At 66.4% G+C, this 23,027-nt stretch carries 15 protein-coding genes; 10 read left to right on the top strand and 5 right to left on the bottom strand.

The features are described 5' to 3' along the window. Positions 1–118 precede the first annotated feature (118 nt). The 4 genes from J0L98_RS00315 (at position 119) to J0L98_RS00300 (ending at position 3,639) form a co-directional block, all read left to right on the top strand. Positions 119–1,285, top strand: coding sequence for a PQQ-dependent sugar dehydrogenase (locus J0L98_RS00315; RefSeq protein ID WP_296409263.1), 1,167 nt, complete (start codon positions 119–121; stop codon positions 1,283–1,285). Positions 1,286–1,360: 75 nt separating this feature from the next. Then, the gene (locus J0L98_RS00310; RefSeq protein WP_296409261.1) at positions 1,361–2,233 is read left to right on the top strand and encodes an NAD(P)-dependent oxidoreductase; all 873 of its coding nucleotides are present in this window, start codon (positions 1,361–1,363) and stop codon (positions 2,231–2,233) included. 1 nt (position 2,234) lies between these two features. Further along, positions 2,235–3,113 carry an NAD(P)-dependent oxidoreductase gene (locus tag J0L98_RS00305; RefSeq protein ID WP_296409260.1) on the top strand — a complete coding sequence of 293 codons (879 nt, stop codon included), beginning with the start codon at positions 2,235–2,237 and terminating at the stop codon, positions 3,111–3,113. 1 nt (position 3,114) lies between these two features. Next, positions 3,115–3,639, top strand: a complete 525-nt coding sequence (locus tag J0L98_RS00300) for an LEA type 2 family protein (RefSeq protein WP_296409259.1) — start codon at positions 3,115–3,117, stop codon at positions 3,637–3,639. 25 nt (positions 3,640–3,664) lie between these two features. On the opposite strand, the gene J0L98_RS00295 is transcribed toward J0L98_RS00300, so the two are convergent. The 5 genes from J0L98_RS00295 to mtnA all read right to left on the bottom strand — a co-directional run bounded on the left by J0L98_RS00295 (position 3,665) and on the right by mtnA (position 14,125). Then, entirely contained in the window at positions 3,665–6,457 is a 2,793-nt protein-coding gene (locus J0L98_RS00295; RefSeq protein WP_296409257.1) for an EAL domain-containing protein, read from the bottom strand. A gap of 131 nt (positions 6,458–6,588) precedes the next feature. Next, a complete protein-coding gene (locus tag J0L98_RS00290; RefSeq protein ID WP_296409255.1) occupies positions 6,589–7,749 on the bottom strand; it encodes a two-component system response regulator in 1,161 nt (386 codons plus the stop codon). A 19-nt stretch (positions 7,750–7,768) separates the two neighbouring features. Then, positions 7,769–12,355 (bottom strand): response regulator, encoded by a 4,587-nt coding sequence (locus J0L98_RS00285; RefSeq protein ID WP_296409253.1) that lies wholly within the window; start codon positions 12,353–12,355, stop codon positions 7,769–7,771. A gap of 9 nt (positions 12,356–12,364) precedes the next feature. Beyond that, positions 12,365–13,042, bottom strand: a complete 678-nt coding sequence (locus J0L98_RS00280) for a class II aldolase/adducin family protein (protein WP_296409252.1) — start codon at positions 13,040–13,042, stop codon at positions 12,365–12,367. A 21-nt stretch (positions 13,043–13,063) separates the two neighbouring features. Beyond that, on the bottom strand, positions 13,064–14,125 hold the full coding sequence (mtnA, locus tag J0L98_RS00275) for an S-methyl-5-thioribose-1-phosphate isomerase (RefSeq protein ID WP_296409416.1): 1,062 nt from the start codon (positions 14,123–14,125) through the stop codon (positions 13,064–13,066). Positions 14,126–14,277: 152 nt separating this feature from the next. Between mtnA and J0L98_RS00270 the strand changes: the two genes are divergently transcribed. Genes J0L98_RS00270 through J0L98_RS00245 form a run of 6 tightly spaced genes read left to right on the top strand, consistent with a single transcriptional unit; the run spans position 14,278 to position 23,008 of the window. Then, complete coding sequence (locus tag J0L98_RS00270; protein WP_296409250.1) at positions 14,278–15,438, top strand: pyridoxal phosphate-dependent aminotransferase; 1,161 nt, start codon at positions 14,278–14,280, stop codon at positions 15,436–15,438. 30 nt (positions 15,439–15,468) lie between these two features. After that, positions 15,469–15,741 carry a PP0621 family protein gene (locus J0L98_RS00265; protein WP_296409249.1) on the top strand — a complete coding sequence of 91 codons (273 nt, stop codon included), beginning with the start codon at positions 15,469–15,471 and terminating at the stop codon, positions 15,739–15,741. Then, positions 15,738–17,312: a HAMP domain-containing sensor histidine kinase gene (locus tag J0L98_RS00260; RefSeq protein WP_296409248.1), complete on the top strand. Its 1,575-nt coding sequence runs from the start codon at positions 15,738–15,740 to the stop codon at positions 17,310–17,312. Before J0L98_RS00265 ends, J0L98_RS00260 begins: the two co-directional genes overlap by 4 nt. Beyond that, positions 17,309–18,679, top strand: a complete 1,371-nt coding sequence (locus J0L98_RS00255) for a sigma-54 dependent transcriptional regulator (RefSeq protein WP_296409247.1) — start codon at positions 17,309–17,311, stop codon at positions 18,677–18,679. Before J0L98_RS00260 ends, J0L98_RS00255 begins: the two co-directional genes overlap by 4 nt. Beyond that, complete coding sequence (locus J0L98_RS00250) at positions 18,679–22,074, top strand: ATP-binding protein (RefSeq protein WP_296409245.1); 3,396 nt, start codon at positions 18,679–18,681, stop codon at positions 22,072–22,074. The genes J0L98_RS00255 and J0L98_RS00250 overlap by 1 nt, the downstream gene beginning before the upstream one ends. Then, positions 22,067–23,008 (top strand): response regulator transcription factor, encoded by a 942-nt coding sequence (locus J0L98_RS00245; protein WP_296409242.1) that lies wholly within the window; start codon positions 22,067–22,069, stop codon positions 23,006–23,008. Before J0L98_RS00250 ends, J0L98_RS00245 begins: the two co-directional genes overlap by 8 nt. Positions 23,009–23,027: the final 19 nt, after the last annotated feature.

Raw genomic sequence — 23,027 nt, 5'->3', positions numbered from 1 at the left:
GAGTGTAGCGGATGGGGCGGCGCAGCAGTCGCACTGCGCTGTGCATGATGCTGCCTGGCGGGTGGCATCCTCTGGCGCCTGGGTGCATGCTGTGCTGATCTGTCATTGGGAGGACACGATGAAGCGATGGCTGCAAGGCAATGGGGGGGCGGGGTTCGGAAGACGGCTGGCGCTGGGCCTGGGCCTGTGCTTGGCATTGTCTGTCGGCCTCTGCGCCCGCGCCGGTCTGCCGGTGGAGCGCCTGCGTGTGCCGGCCGGCTTCCGGATCGAGGTGCTCACCGACCAGGTGCCCAACGCCCGCGGCATGGCCCTGGGGGACTTTTCGGATGGGCGTGGCGTGGTGTATGTGGGCAGCCGTGAGGCCGGCCAGGTGTATGGGGTCGAGATCGACGCCGGCCGTGCCGGCCGGGTCCATGTGCTGGCCCGGGGGCTGACCCAGCCCGTTGGGGTGGCCTGGCGCGACGGCAGCCTGTACATCTCCGAGGTGTCGCGGATCCTGGCCCTCGATGGGGTGGCGGCGAGGCTGGCACGACCCCCTGTGCCGCGGGTGGTGACCGGGCGCTTCCCGGGGGAGCAGCATCACGGCTGGAAGTTCATCGCCTTTGGCCCGGACGGTTGGCTCTATGTGCCGGTGGGGGCGCCCTGCAATGTGTGCGAGAAGGACGAGGGCACCTATGCCAACATCCAGCGCATCCGCCCGGATGGCAGCGGGGCCGAGGTGGTGGCCCGCGGGGTGCGCAACACGGTGGGTTTCGACTGGCACCCCCAGGATGGACGCCTGTGGTTCACCGACAATGGCCGCGACATGCTGGGGGATGATGTACCGTCCGACGAGCTCAACCGCCTGAGCCGCCCCGGTGAGTACTTCGGCTTTCCCTATTGTCACCAGGGTGACCTGCCCGACCCGGAGTTTGGCAAAGCCCGCCCCTGCACCGATTTCACGCCGCCGGTGCTGAAGCTCGGTGCCCATGTGGCGGCCCTGGGCATGCGCTTCTACCGGGGCACGATGTTCCCGGCCGCCTATCGCCACACACTGCTGATTGCCGAGCACGGCTCCTGGAACCGCAGCCGCAAGTCCGGCTACCGGGTGGTCCGGGTGGACACCGATGGGGCGGGCAAGAACGTGCGCCAGGAGGTGTTTGTGGAGGGCTGGCTGGAGGTGGGTGCTGACGGCCGCGAGCGGGTGTGGGGCCGTCCTGCCGATGTACTGGAACTGCCCGATGGCTCGGTGCTGATCAGTGACGACCTGGCAGGGGCGATCTACCGGGTGAGCTACGCGCGCTGAAGGGCTCGCCCCGATTGCGTTGGACCGCGGCGGCGGCTAGGCTCGTTCCTTTTTTTCCGGCAACAGGGACACGTCATGAAAGTTGGTTTCATCGGTCTGGGCATCATGGGGCGCCCGATGGCCCTCAACCTCCTCAAGGGTGGGTTCGACCTCACCGTGTGGGCACGCCGTGCCGAATCCATGGCGCCGCTGCTCGAAGCCGGCGCCCGGGGCGCGGCCGGTGCGGCCGAGGTGGCGGCGGGTTGTGATGTGGTGTTCTCCATGGTGGCCGACGCCGCCGACGTGGAGCAGGTGGCCCTGGGCGCCGGCGGCGTGGCCGAAGGCGCGCGGGCCGGCCTGATCTACGTGGACATGAGCACCATCGCTCCGGCGGCGGCCCAGTCGATCTCGGCCCGCCTGCTGGACAAGGGCGTGACCATGCTCGACGCCCCGGTGTCGGGTGGCGAAGTGGGGGCCATCAGCGGCGGCCTGACCATCATGGTGGGCGGTGACGCGGCGGCCTTCGCCAAGGTCGAGCCCCTGTTTGCCCGCATGGGCAAGGCGGCCACCCTGATCGGTGGGCCGGGAGCCGGGCAGGTGGCCAAGGCGTGCAACCAGATCCTCACCGGCGTCGGTGTGCTGGCGGTGGCCGAGGCCTTCAACTTCGCCCGCAAGAGCGGCGTGGATGCCGGCAAGGTGCGTGAGGCGTTGTTGGGCGGCTTTGCCTACAGCCGCATCCTCGAGAACCACGGCCAGCGCATGCTCGACCGCAACTTCAAGCCCGGCTTCAAGGCCTGGATGCACCAGAAGGACATGAACATCGTCATGCAGGAGGCCCATCGCCTGGGCCTGATGCTGCCCAGCAGCGCCGCCACCGCCCAGCTTTTCAATGCCATGGTGGGCAGCGGCATGGGCGAGGAGGATTCCATCGCCGCCCTCAAGCTGCTGGAAAGCCTGTCGGGGGAATGAGGTGAAGGTCGGATTCGTCGGACTGGGGGTGATGGGCCGGCCGATGGCCGGGCATCTGATCGCAGCCGGCCATGAGGTGGCCGTGTGGGCGCGCCGGCCGGAATCGGCCGCGCCCCTCGCCGAGGCCGGTGCCCGTGTACATGCCACCCCGGCGGAGCTGGCGCGCCACTGCGAGGTGGTCATCTCGGTGGTGACGGCCAGCGCCGATGTGGAACACCTGGCCCTCGGGCCGGACGGGCTCATCGACGGCCTGGCGGCCGGTGCCATCCACGTGGACATGAGCACCATTGCGCCGGAGACGGCCCGCAAGGTGGCAGCGCGCTATGCCGAAAAGGGAATAGGCTGGCTGGATGCGCCCGTGTCCGGCGGCGAGGTGGGGGCCCGCGATGCCACGCTGGCCATCATGGCCGGCGGCGACGCCGCGGTGCTGGAGCGTGTACGGCCGCTGTTTGCCTGCCTGGGCAAGACGGTGGTGCACATCGGCCCGGCTGGCGCCGGCCAGGTGGCCAAGGCCTGCAACCAGATGATCATGGTCAACGCCATCCAGGCCTGCGCCGAGGCCATGCGCCTCGCCGGTGCCCACGGGGTGGACCTGCACAAGGTACGCGAGGCCCTGATGGGCGGCTCGGCGGCGTCCCGGGTGCTGGACGTGATGGGTGGGCGCATGGCGCGCCGGGATTTTGCCGCGGGCATCCAGTCACGCCTGCACCACAAGGATTTTGCGATCCTGATGGAGGAGGCCCGCCAGCTCGGCGCGCCCCTGCCGGTGGCCGCCCAGACCTGGCAGCAGCTCAACGCCCTGATGGCGATGGGCGGCGGCCGGGACGACACGGCCAGTCTGCTGCGCGTACTCGAACCGGTCCAATGCAAGGGAGCTTGAAATGACGAATGCAGCAGGGCGACGCAGGTTTGCCGGGCTCTTGGCAGCAGGCCTCGGCCTGACCGTGCTGGGGGGCTGTGCCGGCCTCCAGCTGGGCATGAAGAAGCCGGAGGTGGCGGTGGTGGACATCCGCCCCCTGGACGGCACCCTGCTGGAGCAGCGCTTCGTGCTGACCCTGCGGGTGACCAACCCCAACACCAGCGAGATCGCGATTGAGGGGCTGAACTTTCGGCTGGATCTGAATGGCCAGCAGTTTGCCACCGGCGTCAGCAACCGGCCCGTGGTGATTCCGCGCCTCGGTGACGGGCTGGTGGAGGTGACCGCCACCACCGGGCTGGCGAGCCTGATGCGCCAGTTTCGCGAACTCGCCAAGGGGCGTGACCGGGTGGATTACCGGGTACGCGGCCGCCTGGTGACCGGCAATTTTGGTGGCTTCGATTTCGATGAAACCGGCGAAGTGGGGATGCCCAAGGGCTTTGGCGAGGCACCGCGGCGCGAGCCGGCGCCGCCAGTGGACCGTTTCTAAGTCGGCGGTTCCTGCCCGGCCCGTCTTACATGGGCGTCAGGGACACCATCCGCGATGCCCGCAGGCCGCGCAGCAGGGCGGTCATGTCCTTGGCGCTGATGGGGCGGCTGCACAGGTAGCCCTGGTAGGCGTCGCAGCGCCAGCGGCGCAGGAGGGCGAGTTGGGCTTCGGTCTCGACGCCTTCGGCGATGACTTCGAGGCGCAGGGTGTGGGCCATGGCCACGATGGTTTGGGCGATGGCGGCGTCGTCGGGTTCGGTGACGATGTCCTTGATGAAGGAGCGGTCGATCTTGAGGCGGTCGATGGGGAAGCGCTTGAGGTTGGCGAGGCTCGAATAGCCGGTGCCGAAGTCATCCACCGAGAGCTGCAGGCCGATTTTCTTGCATTCGGCGAGGACGCTGCGGGTGTGTTCGGGGTTGCGCATCACCAGGCTCTCGGTGAGTTCCAGGTCGAGATAGGCTGGTGCGAGGCTGGCGTCGGCCAGGGCTGATTTGATGGTATCAAGCAGTCCGGCGTCGTCGAACTGGCGGGCAGACAGGTTGACCCCCACCGGTACCCGGCAGATGCCCTCCCGCAGCCAGGCCTGGACCTGCCGACAGGCCTCCTGAAGCACCCACGCGCCGATGGGAACGATCAAGCCGCACTCTTCGGCGATGGGGATGAATTTGTCCGGCGGGATCATGCTGCCGTCCGGTTGGCGCCAACGGATCAGGGCTTCCATGCCGATCAGTTCGCCCGAAAGCGTGTCCACCTGGGGTTGGTAGAAAAGCTCAAGTTGTTGCTCGTCGAGGGCGTGGCGCAGGCGGTTTTCGAGTTCGAGGCGCTCGGAGTAACGTGCCGACAGGCCGTGATCGAAGAACTGGAAGTTGTTGCGGCCGCGCTCCTTGGCCAGGTACATGGCGGCGTCGGCGTTCTTGATCAGCGCTTCCCCATCGTTGCCATCGGTGGGGTAGAGCGCGATGCCGATGCTCGGGGTGACGGTGACCTGCTGGCTGCACAGATCGAAGGGCCGGGCCAGGCTGGCGAGGATGCGTTCGGCTACGTCCTCGGGCATGGAGCCTTCCTGCAGGTCATCCAGTACGACGACGAACTCGTCGCCGCCGGTGCGGGCCACCATGTCGCCGTCGCGCACGCAGGCCCGCAGGCGCTGGGCTACCGACAGCAGGAGCTGATCGCCGGCCTGGTGACCCAGGGTGTCGTTGACGTACTTGAACCGGTCCAGGTCGGTGAACAGCACGGCCACACTGCGATGACGTTCCCGGGCAATGTTGATGGCCTCGACGAGGTGCTGATTGAGCAGGGTGCGGTTGGGCAGGGAGGTGAGGTTGTCGTAGTGGGCGAGGTGGCGGATGCGACGCTCGGCGGCCTGACGCTGGGTGATGTCGGCAATGATGCCCAGATAGCCGCGGATCTGGCGCTGGCTGTCGCGTACCACCGAGATGGCGATGTTGGCCGGGAAGGTGCTGCCGTCACGGCGGCGCAGGGTGATCTCGCGGGGCTCCAAATAGCTGCTGCCGGCTTCCTCGGCGAGGGCGGCAAAGCCGTTGGCTTTGTGGGCCAGGGTCCAGCGGGCGATGTCTTCGGCGGTGTGGAACACCAGGGGGGTCTCGTTGCCGATGAGATCGCCGGCGGAATGCCCGAACAGGCGCTCCGCGGCCGGGTTCAGGACGCGGATGACGCCGGCGGAGTCGGTGTAGACGATGGCGTATTCGGCGCAATCGAGGATGGCGCGTTGCAGGGATGTGGTCTCCCGCAACAGGACTTCGGCCTTGGCGTGCTTGTCCACCTCGGTCTCGAGGAGGCGGTTGGTTTCCGCGAGGGCCTGGACGTACTGTCCGAGGGCTTCGTTGGCATCGGCAAGGGCGAGGGTCTTTTCGCGGACCTGGTGGCGGATGGCGTCCGCCCGGGTCTGCAATACGTAAAGCACGAAAGCGGCCAGTGCACCCACAGCCATACCGGCGAACAGGCGCCCGCCTGCGTCCTGGCCTGGCTTGAGGGAATAGCTTTGGCTGGCCGGGGTAGCGATCATCAGCCAGCGGCGATCGGTGACGTTGATGACGTCGGCGTAGGACATCTCGCCGATGGCAAAGTCACGGCTGGCGAAGAGGCGCTGCGGTTCGTCGGTGGCATCGAGCAGCTCAATCTCGAAATGCATGCTCGCATCCTGGCTCGCGGTGGGTTGCAGGGCCCGATCGATCAAGGATTCCACGCCGATCTCGATGAAGATCAGCTGACTTTGTGCTCCCGATAGCTGCCGCTGGCGCTGCACCGGGATGAGGAGGAGCACGGCCTGGGTCTTGCTGTCGGACAGCGAGAACGGGGGAGTGCAGCTGGGGTGGCCCTTCAGCGCTGCGCCTGCAATGCTGCGCTCGATCAAGGCCTGGCTGTCGGTATCGGGGGCGTGGCGGGCGCCAAAGAGGTGGCTCGCACCTTCGTCTGCCGCGCGGCCGGAGTTGGTGAGCACACTTACGATGCCGTTTGATGTGCGCACCACACCTACCCGCTGTACCTCGGGATGGAGTTGGAGCAGCGGTGTCGCAAGGTGGGCAAAGGTCGATGTGTCCTCACTGCTTTGCAGCGCGATCTGCCTTTGCAGGGCGTCGCCATGGCCCAGGATCTGGGTGATACGGTCCTGCAGGTGGGCGACCTGTTGTTGGGCGGTTAGCTGGAAGCGGGTTCGGGTGGCGGTCCGCTGCTCCTCCACGGTGGAGTGATAGTTTCCAAGGGTCAGGGCTGCGACGAAGACGAACACGGACACGGCCAGTCCGAAACGGCGAAAAAGGTCGACGACCGGGTGTGGTGTCGGGCGGGGGGGCATCACGTCTCCTGTTGGGCCTGGTTCCGGTCATACGGATGACTTCAGGCAGACATTTAACGGATACCGGGCAGGGTTCTTGAGTTTCCGCGATGCCGCCCCGGGCGGGCGCCGGGCGGTAGGAAGCCGGCTGGCTAGTCGCCGAAGACGAGGCGGATCCGCTCGGCTTCGCGGCCGGCGGCGGTGGAGTCGGTGCTGTCGGCAAAGCGCTGGGCGATGAGCCTGAATTCGTCCTGAAGGGCGAGGAAGGCGTCGAGGATGTCGGGGTCGAAGTGTGCGCCGCGACCATCCCGCAGGATGGCGACGGCTTCAGCGTGGGGCAGGGCGGGTTTGTACACCCGCTGGCTGATCAGGGCGTCGTAGACGTCGGCGACGGCCATCAGGCGCGCCGACAGGGGAATGCGCTCACCACCCAGGCCCTGCGGGTAGCCGCTGCCGTCCCACTTTTCCTGGTGGGAGAAGGCGATTTCCTTGGCGAAACGCAGGAAGCTTGCGGCGATGCCAAACAGGGCTTCGGCCTTGGCGATGGCGTCCCGGCCCAGGGTGGTGTGGGTCTTCATGATCTCGAACTCGGCGGGGGTGAGCTTGCCGGGTTTGAGGAGGATGCGATCAGGGATGCCGACCTTGCCGATGTCGTGCAAGGGGGCCGACTTGTACATCAGTTCGATGTTCTCGTCGGTGAGTTCGGACGCAAAGCGCGGGTGCTTCTGCAGATGCCGGGCCAGGGTGCGGAGGTACATCTGGGTGCGCCGGATGTGGTTGCCGGTTTCGTTGTCGCGGGTTTCGGCCAGGGAGGCCATGGCGACGATGGTGGCGTCCTGGATCAGGCCAAGCTCACGGGTGCGGCGCACCACTTCGTTCTCGAGATAGCTGTTGCGGTCGCGCAGGAAGTCGCTGGCCGCCTTGAGGGTCAGGTGGTTGCGGATGCGGGTGAGAACAAGGGGCGGGCTGATGGGCTTGGCAATGTAGTCCACCGCGCCCGCGTCGAAGCCAAGCTGCTCGTCCACCTCTTCGTTGCGGATGGTCAGGAAGATCACCGGGATGCTGGCAGTGAGCGGGTCGTCCATGAGTTGGCGGCACACGTCGTAGCCGTCCCGGTCGGGCATGCTGATGTCGAGCAGGATCAGGTCGGGCAGGGGCTTGCTGGCGGCCAGGGCCAGGGCACGCTCCCCGTTGGTGGCGATGCGTGTGCGAAAGCCCGCCCGGTGCAGGCAGTTGACGATGGGTTCGATGGAGTCCGGTGCATCGTCGACGACCAGGATCAGGGGGTGCTGCGGATCGGCGGGCGGGGTCACGATGTTCTCCTGGCGCGATTCAGGGAAGGCTCGGCGGTGGGGGCTGTTGTGGGCAGGCCTCGTGAAGGCAGGCCAGCGCATGATCATAATCATAGTGCTGGAGCGCCTCGGCAATCTCGCCAACTTTTTCCGTGCCGATGCGGGCTGACAAATTGTTGCGAATCTCGCGGAAGTGGGCGGGGGCCGCGCCATCGGAGTGCTCGATGAGCCTGATCAGGGTGGCGATGGATTCGTCCAGGGCGGCGGCATCCAGGTGCGGGATTGGCGTAGGTAGGTCGATTTGCACGGGCAGGGCGGTTTCGAGCATGCGGGTGAGGGCCGTGATCTCGGCGGCGAGGGATTGCAGTGCCGCTTCCCAGGGGCTGCCCCGGCGCAGTGCCATTTCGAGGTCGCTGGCCGCCTCCTGGATGGCGCCGGCCCCCAGGTTTGCGGCGGCTCCACGCACACTGTGGGCGATACGTTCGGCCTCGATGGACTGATCCGCTTCAAGGGCTCGTCCGATGCGCTCGGCGCAGTCGGCGTTCGTCGTTGCGAAACGCCGCAGCAGGGACAGATAGGTTGCGGGATCGTTGCCGACCCGGCGCAGGGCGGATTTCACATTGATGCCAGGGAGGTCGGGCATCCCGTTTGCGTCCATCTCGCCAGGGGCGGGACCGGGGGGCTCCCGTAAGTCCTGCGACGGTGGTGTGCGCCGCACCTGTTTCAGGATGGCCTGGACCAGGCGCTCGACGACGATGGGCTTGGCGACATGGTCGTTCATGCCGGCATTGACGCAGCGCTGGCGTTCCTCCGCCATCGCATGGGCCGTCATGGCGATGATGGGGAGGTTGGCAAGGCGGGTATCGGCACGGATCCGGTGGGTGGCCTCAAGGCCGTCCATCTCGGGCATCTGCAGGTCCATCAGGACCACGTCGAAGGCGTCGGGACCCGCTGCCACGAGGGTCTCGAGGGCAATCCGGCCGTTGTCGGCCACGCTGACGGTGGCGCCGATGCGCTCGAGCAGGCCACGGGCGATTTGCTGGTTGATTTCATTGTCTTCGGCAACGAGGATGCGCAGACCGGCCAGGACGTGGTCGCCAGTGGGAGATGGGGGCAGCGGTGGTGCGGCGTCGAGGCCGAAGGTGCCGATGATGGTGTCCAGCAGCGTGGAGGCGGTGGCCGGCTTGTGCAGGAAGCCGTCGGCGCCGGCTTCAACCGCTTCGCCTGCGGTGCCTTCTTCCCCGTAGGCGGTAAGCAGGATCACCGCGGGCGGGGATGCCAGGCTGCGATCCTGCTTGATGCGCCGGGTGGCCTCGATACCGTTCTGGTCCGGCATGCGCAGGTCCATCAGGACCAGTCCGAAGCGGTCGCCGGCGTCGGCCCGGCGGACGGCGATGATTGCCTCGGCGGCGGAAGACACGGCCTCCGAGCGGAAGGGGAAGGTCTGGAGCAGGTGCAACAGGACTTCGCGGGCCACGGGGTGGTCGTCCACCACCAGGATGCGCAGGCCGTCGAGCATGCCTGGCAGCGGCCTGGGGGCGCGCCCCGGGGCGAGATCGAAGGCGGCGTTGAAGCTGAACCGACTGCCGGCGCCGGGGGTGCTGCTGACATCCAGCTTTCCACCCATGAGTTCGACCAGCTGGCGGGAGATGGACAAGCCCAGACCGGTTCCGCCGAAGCGGCGGGTCATGGATTCGTCGGCCTGGGAAAAGGCTTCGAAGAGTCGGCTGACCTGATCCTGGCTCATGCCGATTCCCGTGTCGGTGACATCGAAGCGCAGGAGGGCGTGCTGCCCTTCACGCCTGTCGCAGTGCACGTGCAACTGGACTTCGCCCTGGAGGGTGAACTTGACGGCGTTGCCCAGCAGGTTGGTGAGAACCTGACCCAGACGCAGGGGATCACCCAGGAGATCCTGGGGCACATCGGGGGCAACCTGGAGGATGAGTTCGAGCCCTTTCTCCTGGGCCTTCTGGGCCACGTAAGTGATGACGCTGTCGAGAACGCGGTCAAGGGCGAAGGTGGTCTGCTCGAGCCGCAGCTTGCCCGCCTCGATCTTGGAGAAGTCCAGGACGTCGTTGATGACGCCGAGCAGGGTGATGCCGGCGGCGTGGATCTTGGTGACGTAGTCGCGCTGCCGGGTGTGCATGTCGGTATCGAGGCACAGGCTGGCAAGGCCGATGATGGCGTTGAGGGGGGTGCGGATCTCGTGACTCATGTTGGCGAGGAAGCGAGCCTTGGAGTCGGCGGCCTCCTCGGCCAGTTGTTTGGCTTCCCGCAGGGTTTCCACCGCCTGGCGGTGAAGGGCGAGGTCTTCCAGGGCCCAGATGCAGTGGGTGATTTCCCCGTCGCCCTCGACGAGGCCGCTCACGGAAATGCCGACCCACAGCAGTTCGCCACTGCGCAGGCGGAGCTGACACTCGCGGCGCCACACGCCCTGGCTCTTGAGCGACTGCCATTGGTCGGCAAGGAACTCCAGGGGCAGGCTGCTGGCATCCACCAGATCCGGATGGGTGCCGGCGAGCCGTTCGGCACTGAATCCGGTGACTTGGCAGAAGCGCGGGTTGGCGTACTGGATCGCGCCGCCGGGCGTCGTGATGAGCAGCATCGACGGGCTCTGTTCGACTGCCAGGGAGAGCTTGCGCAGCTCGCGCTCGGCGAGCTTGCGGGCCGTGATGTCATAGCTCCAGCTGATCAGGGCCGGGCTGCCACCGACCTCCGTGCGCTCCATGGTCATGAGGGTCCAGAAGGGATGCCCCGCGCTGTTCTGGAATTCGATCTCCATGTCGCGAACCGTCAGCCCGTTCTTCAGGCGCGTAATGGCCTTCTCTCCTGCGGAGGGGTCGCGGAACCAGGTGGTGACCGGACGTGCCATGAAGGTGGACATGTCGGTGTCGGCGAGAACCAGCGCACGGGTGTTGGCGAACAGGGGGGTGCCGTCCGGTCGGTTGATGACCACCGCGATGGGGCTGGATTCGAGCATCTGGCGGCTACGCTCTTCTGCCGCTCGGGCAGCACGTTCGGCGGCCTTCTGCGCCGATATGTCGACAATGACGCCAAGGAGACCGCCCGGCTCGCCATTGCCCAGGCGAAAGCCGCGAACCCAGTAAAGGGTGTCGTGGTTGCGGCCATCGGCAAAGGGAATCGAGGTTTCCTTGTGGGCGGTGCAGGCCTCGGCAATGATGCGGAGATCCTCCTCGTGATAGGCGACGCGGTCTGCCGGAGGCAGATAGGGCAAGTCCAGTACCGTCTTGCCGTGCAGAAAGGCGCGCGTGGTGCCGAAGGCCTGTTCGTAAGCCCGGTTGCAGCCGAGGAAGCGGCCGTCCGGACCTTTGTAGAAAACGGGGCTCGGCAAGGCATCGAGAAGGACTTCGATGAACAGGAGCTGGTCGGTCAGGGCTTCGCTCTTTTCGGCGAGCTGGCGGGTGCGCTCCAAGACCTTGTCTTCAAGCTCGGCGCGGCTCTGCAGCAGATCGTCGCTGGCCTGTTGGAGTCGCCTGCGCATGTGTTCCTGAGAGGCCCCCAGCTCGGCCAGCTCCCTCCAGGGGGCGTCCAGTGGGGCCGTTGCCGAAAGGTCAAGCCGTCCGATGCGTTCGCTGCGCTCCACCAGTGCCGCGAGGCTGACCTCCAGGCGGCGTGCGATGCGGCGGGCAATGGCGATGGCGAGACCGCCGGCCAGGAGGGTGAGAAAGAGCAGTACGGGTACGACTTCCCGCAGGCGGGCGGGGATGAAGTCGGTTTCCCGGGCGAAGCCCGCCACCCACCAGCGTTGCTCCCCCAGTTGCAGGGGAATGAACTGGGCCAGCCAGGTTTCTCCCTCATTTTCGAAGCTGAAGATGCTGCCGCTGGCTTGCCCGGCGCTGAGCCAGCGGGAATGGCCGTGGGTGAGGAAGTCCACGTTGGCGGCGGCGGCGGGTCTGAGGAGGGCGCCACGCTGGTCGGAGAGGTTGGCGAAGCGTGGATAGCGGGGAACTCCGACGATGTCGCCATGGGCGGTCAGCACCGTGCCCCCTCCGCGCTCCCCGACCGGGGTTTCAAGGGTCAGGCGGGAGAGCTGCGCGAGGCTGACGTCGAAGGTCAGGGTGTGCATGCGGCCATCGGCGTTCCGCCAGCGGGTGGAGACGGTGATGCAGCCGTCGCCGATGTCCGGGGCCAGGAAGGGGGCGCTCCACACTGCGCCCTCGGCGAGGCTGGACTCCAGGCCCGTTGGCGGCATAGTGCGGTCGAGATTTGAGCAGGGGGCGTCGCCCTCGCGGGACAGGGTAAAGCGCTGCCCATCCGTACTGGCCAGGTGGATGGCGCCGAGGCGGGATTCGTCCCGGAGCAGGGGGAGCATGAGGTCATCGAAACCGGCCCGGTCGTCAATGCGCAGGCGTCCGGACTGACCCCATGCACGGGCGGTGCCGAGCTGGATCTCGATGCGTCTGAAGCTGCGCTCAGCCTCGGACTGGATGTGGGCAGTTGCCAGGTCGAGTTGAACCCGGGCCAGGGACTGGGTGGCGGGAGCGACAATCAGGAAGTGCACGGCAAGACCGAAGGCGATCAGGCAGGCGGCAAAGGTGACCGAGAGACTGATCAGCAGGCTGCGTGCAAGAGGGGGCCGGGACGGAATGCTGACTGGCTCGGACATGGTCGGGCTTCAGTCCGGCGCGAGGGGGCCGGAGAGGCTGTCGTTGGCGCCCTGGCGCGTGCCGTAGGTCTGGAAACGTTCGATCACCTCGGCCATCTCGGCGTCTGAGAGAAGGGTGGGCTGGCCGAGCTGACACGCCCGCCAGTACTGCTCGCAAAGGGTTTCGAACTCGATCGCCAGGGCGAGGCTGCTGCGCAGGTCTGAACCGAACACAAGCATGCCGTGGTTGGCCAGCAGGCAGGCGTTGCGCCCCTCGAGGGCAGTCAGGGCGGCATCCGATAGGGCCTGGGTACCGAAGGTGGCGTAGGGCGCGCAGCGGATGTCATCTCCGCCGAAGCGGGCGATCATGTAATGAAAGGCGGGGATGCCCCTTCGCAGGCAGGCCAGGGCCGTGGCGAAGGGCGAGTGGGCGTGGAGTACGGCGCCTGCTTCCGGGTGCGCGGCGAGGATGTCCCGGTGGATGCGCCACTCACTGGACGGGGCATGGGGCCCCTGCCAGCTCCCGTCCATGGCCACCAGGGCCATGTCCCTGTCGGTGCAGTCGTCGTAGCTGCGTCCGCTGGGGGTGATGAGGAAGCCCCGGGCGCAACGCACGCTGGCATTGCCGCCGGTGCCGGCGTTGAGCCCGCTGGTGGCCATGGAGCGGGCAGTGGCCAGCAGGCCGGCGCGCAGCACGTTCTCGTTCATCGGCAGTCTCCGGTGGGCGCCTCAGGATACGGCGAGGGATGCGAGGGCGTCGGGGACAAGGACGCCGGATTCACAAATTATGCCAGTCAGCAGCCCGGCCGGCGTGACATCGAAGGCCGGATTGCATATGGCGCTGGCCGCGGAGGCCAGACGCACCCGGGTGACGCGGCCATCGGCGCCAAGGCCGGTGAGCAGCCGGACCTCATCGGCGTCCCTTTCCTCGATGGGAATTGCGGCACCGTCCGGGCAGGCCGGATCAATGGTCGAGCGCGGCGCGGCGACGTAGAAGGGCAGGCCGTGGGCACGGGCGGCGAGGGCCTTGAGATAGGTGCCCACCTTGTTGGCCGTGTCGCCATTGGCGGCAATCCGGTCGGCGCCGACGATGAGGCAGTCCACCCGCCCGGAGGCCATCAGCCAGCCGGCGGCGTTGTCGGCCACAAGGGTATGGGGTACGCCGGAGCGGGACAGCTCCCAGGCGGTGAGGAGCCCCTGGTTGCGCGGCCGGGTTTCGCTGACCCATACATGGACGTCCAGGCCGGCGGCGTGGGCGGCGTAGATGGGGGCAAGGGCTGTGCCGTACCCGCAGGTGGCGAGCCAGCCGGCATTGCAGTGGGTCATGATCTGCAGGGGGCCTTGTGTCGACAGGGCCAGTTGGCGCAACAGGCCCAGGCCGTGCTCACCGATGGCGGCGTTGGCTGCCAAGTCGGCGCAGCGGATCGCCTCGGCCTCGGTCCACGCTGCCATGCTGCGTACCACCGTAGGCAGCGGCGCCAGGGCGGCGAGCATGCGGTCGAGGGCCCAGTGCAGATTGACGGCGGTTGGCCGCGTCTGCCGCAGGGTACAGTCGGCGTGCCGGAGCATGGTGTCCGAAGGGTCATGGCGCAAGGCCAGTGCCACGCCGAAGGCGGCTGCCGCCCCAATCAGGGGGGCGCCCCGCACCTGCATGTCGCGGATGGCGGTGGCGGCGTCGTCGAGGCTATTGAGGCGCAGATAGTTTTCTTCATGGGGCAGGCGGGTCTGATCAAGGATGATGACCTGATCGCCGTCCCGGCGCAGGGTGGGGTGAATAGGGGACACGGGAATACCTCAATTGCGTAGCGGTCGATTGTATCGGGGTGGGTGCGCCCAGTGCGGGTAATCGACGGTTTTTGCGCCGCTGCCGGGTTTGGCCGGCATTCTCTGGCCGCCGTGACGGGCATCTGCCAGAATCCCGGGCCTGTCCTGGAGGCTTGCCAATGCTGCATCTGCCCTTTCCGCTGGTATCCCGCCTGCCCGACGTGGGAACCACCATCTTCACCACCATGTCACGTCTTGCCCAGGAGTGCGGGGCAATCAACCTGTCCCAGGGGTTTCCGGATTTCAGTGCCGATGATGCGCTCTTCGAGCGGGTGGCCCACTGGATGCGCAGCGGCCACAACCAATATGCGCCGATGGCGGGTGTTGCGGTCCTGCGTGATGCAATCGCCGCCAAGGTGAGCGCGCTGTATGGCGCCGACTACGACCCGGAGCACGAGATTACCGTCACGGCCGGCGCGACCCAGGCGCTGTTCACCGCAGTGGCCGCCCTGGTGCATCCGGGCGATGAGGTGATCGTCTTCGAGCCCGTCTACGATTCCTATGTGCCGGCCATCCAGTTGCAGGGAGGTGTGGTCCGGCGTGCCCGCCTGAGTGCACCGGACTATCGTCCCGACTGGGACGCGGTCAGGCAGCTGGTCTCGCCACGGACCCGCATGATCATGATCAATACGCCCCATAACCCCAGCGGTAGCGTGTGGACCGCGTCCGACCTGCAGGCGCTGGCCGCATTGACCCGGGATACGGGCATCGTGGTGGTGGCCGACGAGGTCTACGAGCACATCGTCTTTGATGGTGTGCGCCACGAGAGTGCGGCCCTTTATCCGGAGCTGGCCGCCCGCAGCGTGATCGTCTCCAGTTTTGGGAAGACCTTCCATGTGACCGGTTGGAAGGTGGGGTACGTGCTGGCGCCCCGGGCGCTGATGGCCGAGTTCCGCAAGGTGCATCAGTTCAACGTGTTCACCGTGAACACTCCCGTGCAATTTGCCCTCGCCGATTACATGGAGGACCCCGCCCGCTACGGGGGCCTTGCCGCGTTTTACCAGGCCAAGCGCGATATTTTTCGGGAAGGGCTGGCGGGAACCGGATTTGAATTGCTGCCCTGTGCCGGCACGTATTTCCAGACGGTCCGTTACGGGGCGATCTCGGACGTCGCCGACGTGGACTTCGTCGATTGGCTCACTCGCCGGGTCGGCGTGGCGGCGATTCCCCTGTCGGCCTTCTTTGGCGACGCGCGGGACGAGAAGGTGATCCGATTCTGTTTCGCCAAGCGGGACGAGACCCTTGAGGCGGCCTTCGAGCGGCTGCGGCGCTTCTGCTAAACTCGATTGCATTCCCCTGGAGTGTCTTCCGTGCGCAATCTTCTGTTGTTCGTTCTCTTCCTGATCGGCCTGTTCTATGTGCGGCGCGCCCTGCGCCGGAGTGTCGGCGGCCGGGGCGGCATCGGTGGGAAGGGGAACGACGCCGCCGGAGCTGCGCCCGAGGCACCCCGGAAGATGCTGGACGCGGAACAGATGGTGGCCTGCGCCCACTGCGGGCTGCATGTGCCGGAGAGCGAGGGGGTGCGCGGCAATGGCGAATTCTATTGTTCGGATGAGCATCGTCGCCTGGGTGTTCGTCGATGAAGGCGGATCTTGCGCCGAGTCTTGAACTGCAGATCGCGGACGGGTTGGCCCGGGCCGAACCCCTGCGCTACCTCAACCTTTTTCGACTGATCCTTGCCGGCTTCTTCCTGGTGGCGGGGCGCCCGCTGCAGTTGGGAGGGGACTCTCCCACCCTGTTCATCGCAGCGGCCATCGCCTATGTGGCGGCGGTCCTGATCCTCGGCTTCCGCGATGCGGAGCGACTGCTTGGCACTCCGCGGCTGGTGACCCTGCAGGTGCTGGTGGATATCACCCTGCTCACGGTGATCATGTGGGCCAGCGGTGGCTACCGTAGCGGTATCCCCATTCTCATCCTGGTGGCCCTGGCCGGTGCGGGCCTGGTGGGCCAGGGGCGGATGGTGCTGTTCTACGCGGCCTATGCGACGGTGGCCGTGCTCCTGGAAAACGCGTTCAGGTTGCTCTCCGGACGGGAGACGGTGGACTTCTTCACCGTCGGCATCACCTGCATCGGCTTTTTTGCCATCGCCCAGGTGGCCCGCCTGCTGGCCCAGCGCGCCCTGGCCAACGAGGATCTGGCGCGTCAGCGCGGGGCTGATCTGGCCAACCAGCTACGTCTCAACCGGCAGATCATCCAGGACATGCAGGATGGGGTGCTGGTGGTGGGGGAGGGGGCCGTGGTGCGTCAGTTCAATCCCCAGGCCGTGGCCCTGTTGGGAACGCCGCTGCGCGAGGGCATGACCCTGCAGGCTTGCGCACCGTCCCTGGAGCGGGAGCTGCGGCGTCAGGCGGAGCAGAGCGAGTCGGCCCACAGCCTGCGTGCCGATGGCAGCGGCAAGATGCTTCTGGTGCGTGTGCTCCCTGCGGGCGAAGCCAACGACACCCTGGTCTACCTGGAGGATTTCGACCACATCCATCGCCAGATCCAGCAGGTCAAGCTCGCCGCACTGGGGCGCCTGACAGCCAGTATCGCCCACGAGATCCGGAATCCCCTGGCGTCGGTGTACCAGGCCGCAGAGCTGCTGAGGGAGGAGAAGCGCAGTGAGATGCAGGGGCGTCTGATCCGCATCATCGGCAACAATGCCCAGCGTATCGATCGCCTGGTCAGCGATGTGCTGGCTTTGGGGCGGCGCGACGAGGCCCTGCCCGAGGTATTGCCCCTGGCGGGTTTCGTGGACGAGTTTCTCGAGGAATTCCAGGTGGCCGAAGGGGCCGGGGCGGAGGGCGTGGTGGTGAGCCGGGTGCCCGCGGAGGTGGCCCTGAGCATGGATCGGGCGCATCTCCGGCAGATCCTGTGGAATCTGGTGGGCAACGCTCGCCGCCATTGCAGTGGTGGCCTGCAGGCGGTCATCATATCCGCCCGTGCCCATGATGAAGGGCGCGTGGAGATGGATGTGTCGGATGACGGGCCCGGTGTGCCGGAAGCCCTGCGGTCCCAGATTTTCGAACCCTTTTTTACGACCCATTCGAAGGGCACCGGCCTGGGCCTCTACATCGCCCGGGAGCTCGCCGAGGCCAATGGAGCTGTACTCGAACTGGCTCCGAGCGGCGCCGGCGGTGCCTGCTTCCGCCTTATCGGACGTGCAAGACCATGATTCAGAACGATAGACGAGCCCGCTCCAGTGGTCCGGATGTGCTCATTGTCGATGACGAGGACGACATTCGGGAGCTTCTCGAGCTCACCCTGCTGCGTCTGGGCCTCGCCAGTGACGGCGCCGCGACCCTGGCCGAGGCGCGCGGCCTGCTGGCCGAAAAGCGCTACCGCCTGTGCCTGACCGACATGCGCCTGCCCGACGGTGACGGCCTTGAACTGGTCCGGCATATCGCCGAGAACATTGGCGATCTGCCGGTGGCGGTGATCACGGCCTTCGGCAGCATGGACAATGCGGTTACGGCGCTCAAGGCCGGCGCCTTCGACTATCTATCCAAGCCGGTTTCCATCGATCAGCTACGGGCCTTGGTCAAGTCGGTGTTCTCGGTGCCCGCCAAGGAGGACGCCGGCCGCAAGGACACGTCCAGTCTGATCGGCGAGTCGCAGGCCATGGTGCAGGTGCGGTCGCTGATCGAGAAGCTCTCCCGCAGTCAGGCTCCGGTGTTCATCTCGGGTGAGTCGGGGAGTGGCAAGGAGCGCGCCGCGCGGATGATCCACGAGCTCGGGCCGCGGGCGGCGGCCCCCTTTGTGGCCGTCAATTGCGGGGCGATTCCCGAGAATCTGATGGAAAGCGAGTTCTTCGGCGCGCGCAAAGGGGCGTTCACCGGGGCGGACAGTGATCGGGAGGGCTTTTTCCAGGCGGCCCATGGGGGCACCCTGTTCCTCGATGAGGTGGGGGATCTGCCCCTGCCCATGCAGGTCAAGCTGCTGCGGGCCATCCAGGAGAAGAAGTTCCGGCGGCTCGGTGATACGGTGGAAACTACCGTGGATGTGCGCATCCTCAGCGCCACCCATCAGAATCTCAAGGCCATGGTCGAGGCGGCGCGCTTTCGTCAGGATCTGTTCTACCGCCTCAACGTGATCGAATTGCGCATGCCTGCCCTGCGCGAGCGCAGCGAGGACATTCCCGCCCTGGCGGAGACCCTGCTCGCACGGCTGGCGGAGTCTTCCGGCCTGCCGATCGCGCGCCTTGGCGCCGATGCGGTGAAGGCTCTTGTGTCCTACTCCTTCCCGGGTAACGTGCGTGAGCTCGAGAACATCCTGGAGCGTGCCCTTGCCTTGTCCAGCGGCAGCGAGATCCGCGCCGATGATCTGCTGCTCGACCCCGCGGACATGGGCGAGGCGAGTCCCGCGACACCGACGACGCAGGGTGGTGCGCACCTCCAGGATTTCCTTGATGAGGTCGAGCGCCATGCCATCGAAGAGGCGCTCGAAAAATCCGGTGGCAACCGGACTGCCGCGGCCCGCGCCCTGGGTGTCACCTTTCGCTCCCTGCGCTACCGCCTGGAGCGGCTGGGCATGAAGGAGTGATGGACAGCGCCGTTCCGCCGGAGCCGGAGGCCGTCCAACGGGTCGTCAAGGTTCGGCGCGATTACAATACCTGGGTCGCCCGGGAGACCATCGAAGACTACGCCCTGCGCTTCACGCCGCGCAGCTTTCGGCGCTGGTCGGAGCTGCGGGTGGCCAACACGGCCTTCGGCGTGGCGTCCTTCCTGGTGCTGGAGGCCGTGGGGGCCACCCTGCTGGTGAGCTATGGCTTTGGCAATGCCCTGTGGGCGATCCTTGCCACCGGTCTGATCATCTTTCTGGCGGGCCTGCCCATCAGCATCTACGCTGCCCGTTACGGGGTGGACATGGATCTGCTGACCCGTGGCGCAGGGTTTGGCTACATCGGCTCCACCCTGACTTCGCTGATCTATGCGTCGTTCACCTTCATCTTCTTCGCCCTCGAGGCGGCGATCATGGCCTATGCCCTGGATCTCGCCTTCGACATTCCGCCGGCCTGGGGATACCTGATTTGCGCCGTGGTGGTGATTCCCCTTGTCACCCACGGGGTCACCGCCATCAGCAGTCTGCAGAGCCTGACCTTGCCCTTGTGGCTGGTGATGTTGGTTGTCCCCTATGTCTTCGTGTTCCGGGAGCGTCCGGACATCCTCAGTGAGCTGGCGGCCTATGGCGGTGAGGACGGGGTGGGGCCCGGGTTCAGTGTCCATGCCTTTGGCGCCGCGCTGACCGTGGGCATCGCTCTGATCACCCAGATGGGTGAGCAGGCTGACTATCTGCGCTTCATGCCCGAGCAGACGGCGGCCAACCGCCGCCGCTGGTGGGCGGCGGTGATGGTGGGCGGGCCCGGCTGGGTGGTGCTGGGGGTGGTCAAGATGCTTGGCGGGGCCTTGCTTGCCTATCTGGCCATCAGCAATTCGGTGCCGGCGGATCGGGCGGTGGACCCCAACCAGATGTATCTCGCGGCCTACGAGTATGTGTTTCCCAACCTGCACTGGGCTGTCGGGGCAACGGCCCTCTTCGTGGTGGTGTCGCAGCTCAAGATCAATGTGACCAATGCCTATGCGGGTTCCCTGGCATGGTCCAACTTCTTTGCCCGGCTCACCCACAGCCATCCGGGGCGGGTGGTGTGGGTGGTCTTCAACACCCTGATCGCCCTGGTGCTGATGGAACTGGATGTTTTCCAGGCCATCGGCAAGGTGCTGGGCCTGTACGCCAACGTGGCCATCTCGTGGATGATGGCGGTGGTGGCCGATCTGGTGATCAACAAACCCCTCGGCCTGTCTCCCCCTGGCATCGAGTTCAAGCGGGCGCACCTCTACGACGTCAATCCGGTGGGGGTGGGGGCGATGGGCATCGCCTCGGTGTTGTCGGTGTCGGCCTATCTGGGCGTGTTCGGCGCCGACGCCCAGGCCTTCTCCGCGCTGATTGCCTTGGTCGCTGCATTTGTCACCTCCCCTTTGATCGCCTGGGCGACCGGCGGGCGTTACTACATCGCCCGCAAGCCCGGGCCTGCGCTGGCCGGCGTTCGCCAGTGCGTGATCTGCGAAAGGGAGTACGAGGCCGACGACCTGGCCCGTTGCCCGGCCTACCAGGGCAACATCTGCTCCCTGTGCTGCTCCCTCGATGCCCGTTGCAACGATCTCTGCAAGCCCCAGGCGCGTCTCTCCGCCCAGTGGTCGGCGGCGATGCGCCGGCTGCTGCCACGGGCGGCATGGCCCTACCTGGAGAGTGGTCTCGGCCACTATCTGCTGCTGATGGGGGGCATTGCGCCGGGCCTGGCCCTGCTGGTGTGGCTGCTCCATCATCTGGGGCTCAAGCTGCTGGGCGACAGTGCGGTCGAATTTGCCCCGGCCTTGCAGATGGCCTTCCTGAAGGGCTACGCGGCCCTGTTGCTGTTGTCGGGCCTGGTGGTGTGGTGGCTGGTGTTGACCCATAAGAGTCGCCAGGTGGCCCAGGAGGAGTCCAACCGCCAGACCCATCTGCTGATGCGCGAGATCGAGTCCCACCGGCGTACCGACGAGCAGCTCCAGCGGGCCAAGCAGGCTGCCGAGCTGGCCAACCAGGCCAAGAGCCGCTACATCACGGCCATCAGCCACGAATTGCGCACGCCCCTCAACAGCATTCTCGGCTACGCCCAGATTCTCGACGGGGACGAGACCATTCCCCCGCCTCGGCGCCAGGCCATCAATGTGATCCGGCGTAGCGGCGATCACCTGCTGTCGGTGATCGAAGGTACCCTGGACATCGCACGCATTGAGGGCGGAAAGCTGGCCCTGGACGTGAGGGCACTGGATTTCAGGGACTTCATCCAGCAGATCGTCGGCATGTTCGAGTTGCAGGCCAGCAACAAGGGACTCGAATTCCGCTATGAGCCGAAGGGCGAGATTCCGGCGTTTGTCCGGGCCGATGAAAAGCGTGTGCGTCAGATCCTCATCAACCTCCTCGGCAATGCGGTCAAGTTCACCCCCCGGGGGCACATCTGCCTGCGTCTCGCCTACCGCATGGAAATGGCCACTTTCGAGGTCGAGGACAGCGGGCCCGGGATCTCACCCGAAGAGCACGAGCGGATTTTCGACCCCTTTTCCCGTGGGACTTCAGCCCAGGGCGCCGGTGGCGCTGGGCTGGGCCTGACCATCAGTCGCATGTTTGCGGATGTGATGGGGGGAGAGCTGACCGTGGACAGCCGCCCCGGTCGGGGGTGCTGTTTCCGGGTACGTCTCTTTCTTCCCCAGGTTCAGGGCGTGTCGGCCCGCGCTGGGATTTCGCGCGGCCGGCCCGTGGGTTATCAGGGGAAACGCCGGCGTATCCTGATTGTGGACAACGAGCGGGTGGACAGGGAGTTTCTGTTCACGCTGCTGGAGCCCCTCGGTTTTATCCTCGCCGAGGCAGCGTCCGGCCCCGCGTGTCTGGGGATGTTGGACGATTTCCGGCCCGATCTGATATTCATGGATCTGGCCATGCCGGGCATGGATGGCTGGGAAACCGTGCGGCGAATCCGCGAAGGGGCGCATGCCGCTACGCCAGTGGCCATCATCTCGGCCAATGCCTACGAGCGTGGCATCCATTCGGATGACAATGCCCTGGGTATCGGTGCCCGCGATTTCTTCCTCAAACCTGTACAGATCAGCGAGCTGCTCGACTGGGTGGGCGAGCGTCTCGGCTTGAGCTGGGTCGAAGCCCACGAGCTTAGCCCCGCGCCAAGGCTGCCGTCCGGCCTGAGCTATCCCCCGGCTGCGCTGCTGGAGCCACTGAACAGGCAGGTGGAGTTGGGCTACGTGAAAGGCATCCTGGCGCGGCTCGACGAGATCGAGGTGGCCGATCCGGCCTACGCCCCCTTCGTGGCCGAAGTTCGCGAGCTGACCCGCAATTTCCGCCTGGATGCCATTGCCCCTTTGCTGGAGAAGGCCCGCCATGTCTGATTTCGACCGGCTCAACTCCGATCTGGTGCTGATCGTCGACGACATTCCGGAGAATCTCTCCGTGCTCCACGATGCCCTCGACGAATCCGGCTACACCGTGCTGGTGGCCACCAACGGTGAAACGGCCCTGCAGCGCGCCCGCCAGAGCCTTCCGGACGTGATCCTGCTGGATGCCATGATGCCCGGCATCGATGGATTCGAAGTCGCCCGGCGCCTGAAGGCCGACTTCACCACCCGCCATATTCCCATTGTCTTCATGACCGGCCTGACCGAGACCGAGCATGTGGTGGCGGCCTTTGAAGCCGGGGGGGCTGACTACGTGACCAAGCCCATCCGTCCCCGGGAGGTGCTGGCCCGCATAGCTGCCCATATGCAGAGTGCCCGTCTGATGAAGCAGGCTCGCACCGCCCTGGACGCGTTCGGCCAGGCCACCCTGGCGATCCGACCGGAGAGCGGACGGGTTGTGTGGCAGACGCCTTTGGCCCGCAAGCTGATGCAGGATTACTTTTCCGGCAACGAAGACGAGGCGCCGCAAGCGGTCATGGCCTGGGTCGATGAGTCGACCCGGGCGCGCCGCCAGGGCCGGGATTTCCCGCCCCTGCATATCAACCAGGGGGCGCGCCGCCTGATCTTCAATCTCCACGAACGTGCCGGCGATGACGAGTGCTTGCTGGTGCTGCGCGAGGAGTCGGATGCTGCCATGGTGGAGGCGCTGACGGCCGCCTTTCGCCTGACTGCCCGGGAGGCGGAGGTGCTGTACTGGGTGATCAAGGGCAAGACCAGTCCGGATATCGGTGAGATCCTCGGGTCCAGTCCGCGCACGGTGAACAAGCACCTGGAGCATGTCTTTGCCAAGCTCGGCGTGGAGAACCGCACGGCGGCCGCTTCGGTGGCCATGGCGCGGATACGCATGGGTGGCATGTCCGACAGCTAGGCCGAGACCGCGCGGGCAG

This window comes from Zoogloea sp. (assembly GCF_017302315.1).
Taxonomy (GTDB): Bacteria; Pseudomonadota; Gammaproteobacteria; order Burkholderiales; family Rhodocyclaceae; genus Zoogloea.
Note: the sequence above shows the minus strand (reverse complement) of the source record. Positions and strands in the feature narration are given on the sequence as shown.

Coding starts and splice junctions, on each gene's coding strand:
- J0L98_RS00260 (WP_296409248.1), top strand. CDS start 15,738: ATGAAGGCGGATCTTGCGCCGAGTCTTGAACTGCAGATCGCGGACGGG.
- J0L98_RS00255 (WP_296409247.1), top strand. CDS start 17,309: ATGATTCAGAACGATAGACGAGCCCGCTCCAGTGGTCCGGATGTGCTC.
- J0L98_RS00300 (WP_296409259.1), top strand. CDS start 3,115: ATGACGAATGCAGCAGGGCGACGCAGGTTTGCCGGGCTCTTGGCAGCA.
- J0L98_RS00245 (WP_296409242.1), top strand. CDS start 22,067: ATGTCTGATTTCGACCGGCTCAACTCCGATCTGGTGCTGATCGTCGAC.
- J0L98_RS00315 (WP_296409263.1), top strand. CDS start 119: ATGAAGCGATGGCTGCAAGGCAATGGGGGGGCGGGGTTCGGAAGACGG.
- J0L98_RS00270 (WP_296409250.1), top strand. CDS start 14,278: ATGCTGCATCTGCCCTTTCCGCTGGTATCCCGCCTGCCCGACGTGGGA.
- J0L98_RS00295 (WP_296409257.1), bottom strand. CDS start 6,457: ATGCCCCCCCGCCCGACACCACACCCGGTCGTCGACCTTTTTCGCCGT.
- J0L98_RS00280 (WP_296409252.1), bottom strand. CDS start 13,042: ATGAACGAGAACGTGCTGCGCGCCGGCCTGCTGGCCACTGCCCGCTCC.
- J0L98_RS00285 (WP_296409253.1), bottom strand. CDS start 12,355: ATGTCCGAGCCAGTCAGCATTCCGTCCCGGCCCCCTCTTGCACGCAGC.
- J0L98_RS00250 (WP_296409245.1), top strand. CDS start 18,679: ATGGACAGCGCCGTTCCGCCGGAGCCGGAGGCCGTCCAACGGGTCGTC.
- J0L98_RS00310 (WP_296409261.1), top strand. CDS start 1,361: ATGAAAGTTGGTTTCATCGGTCTGGGCATCATGGGGCGCCCGATGGCC.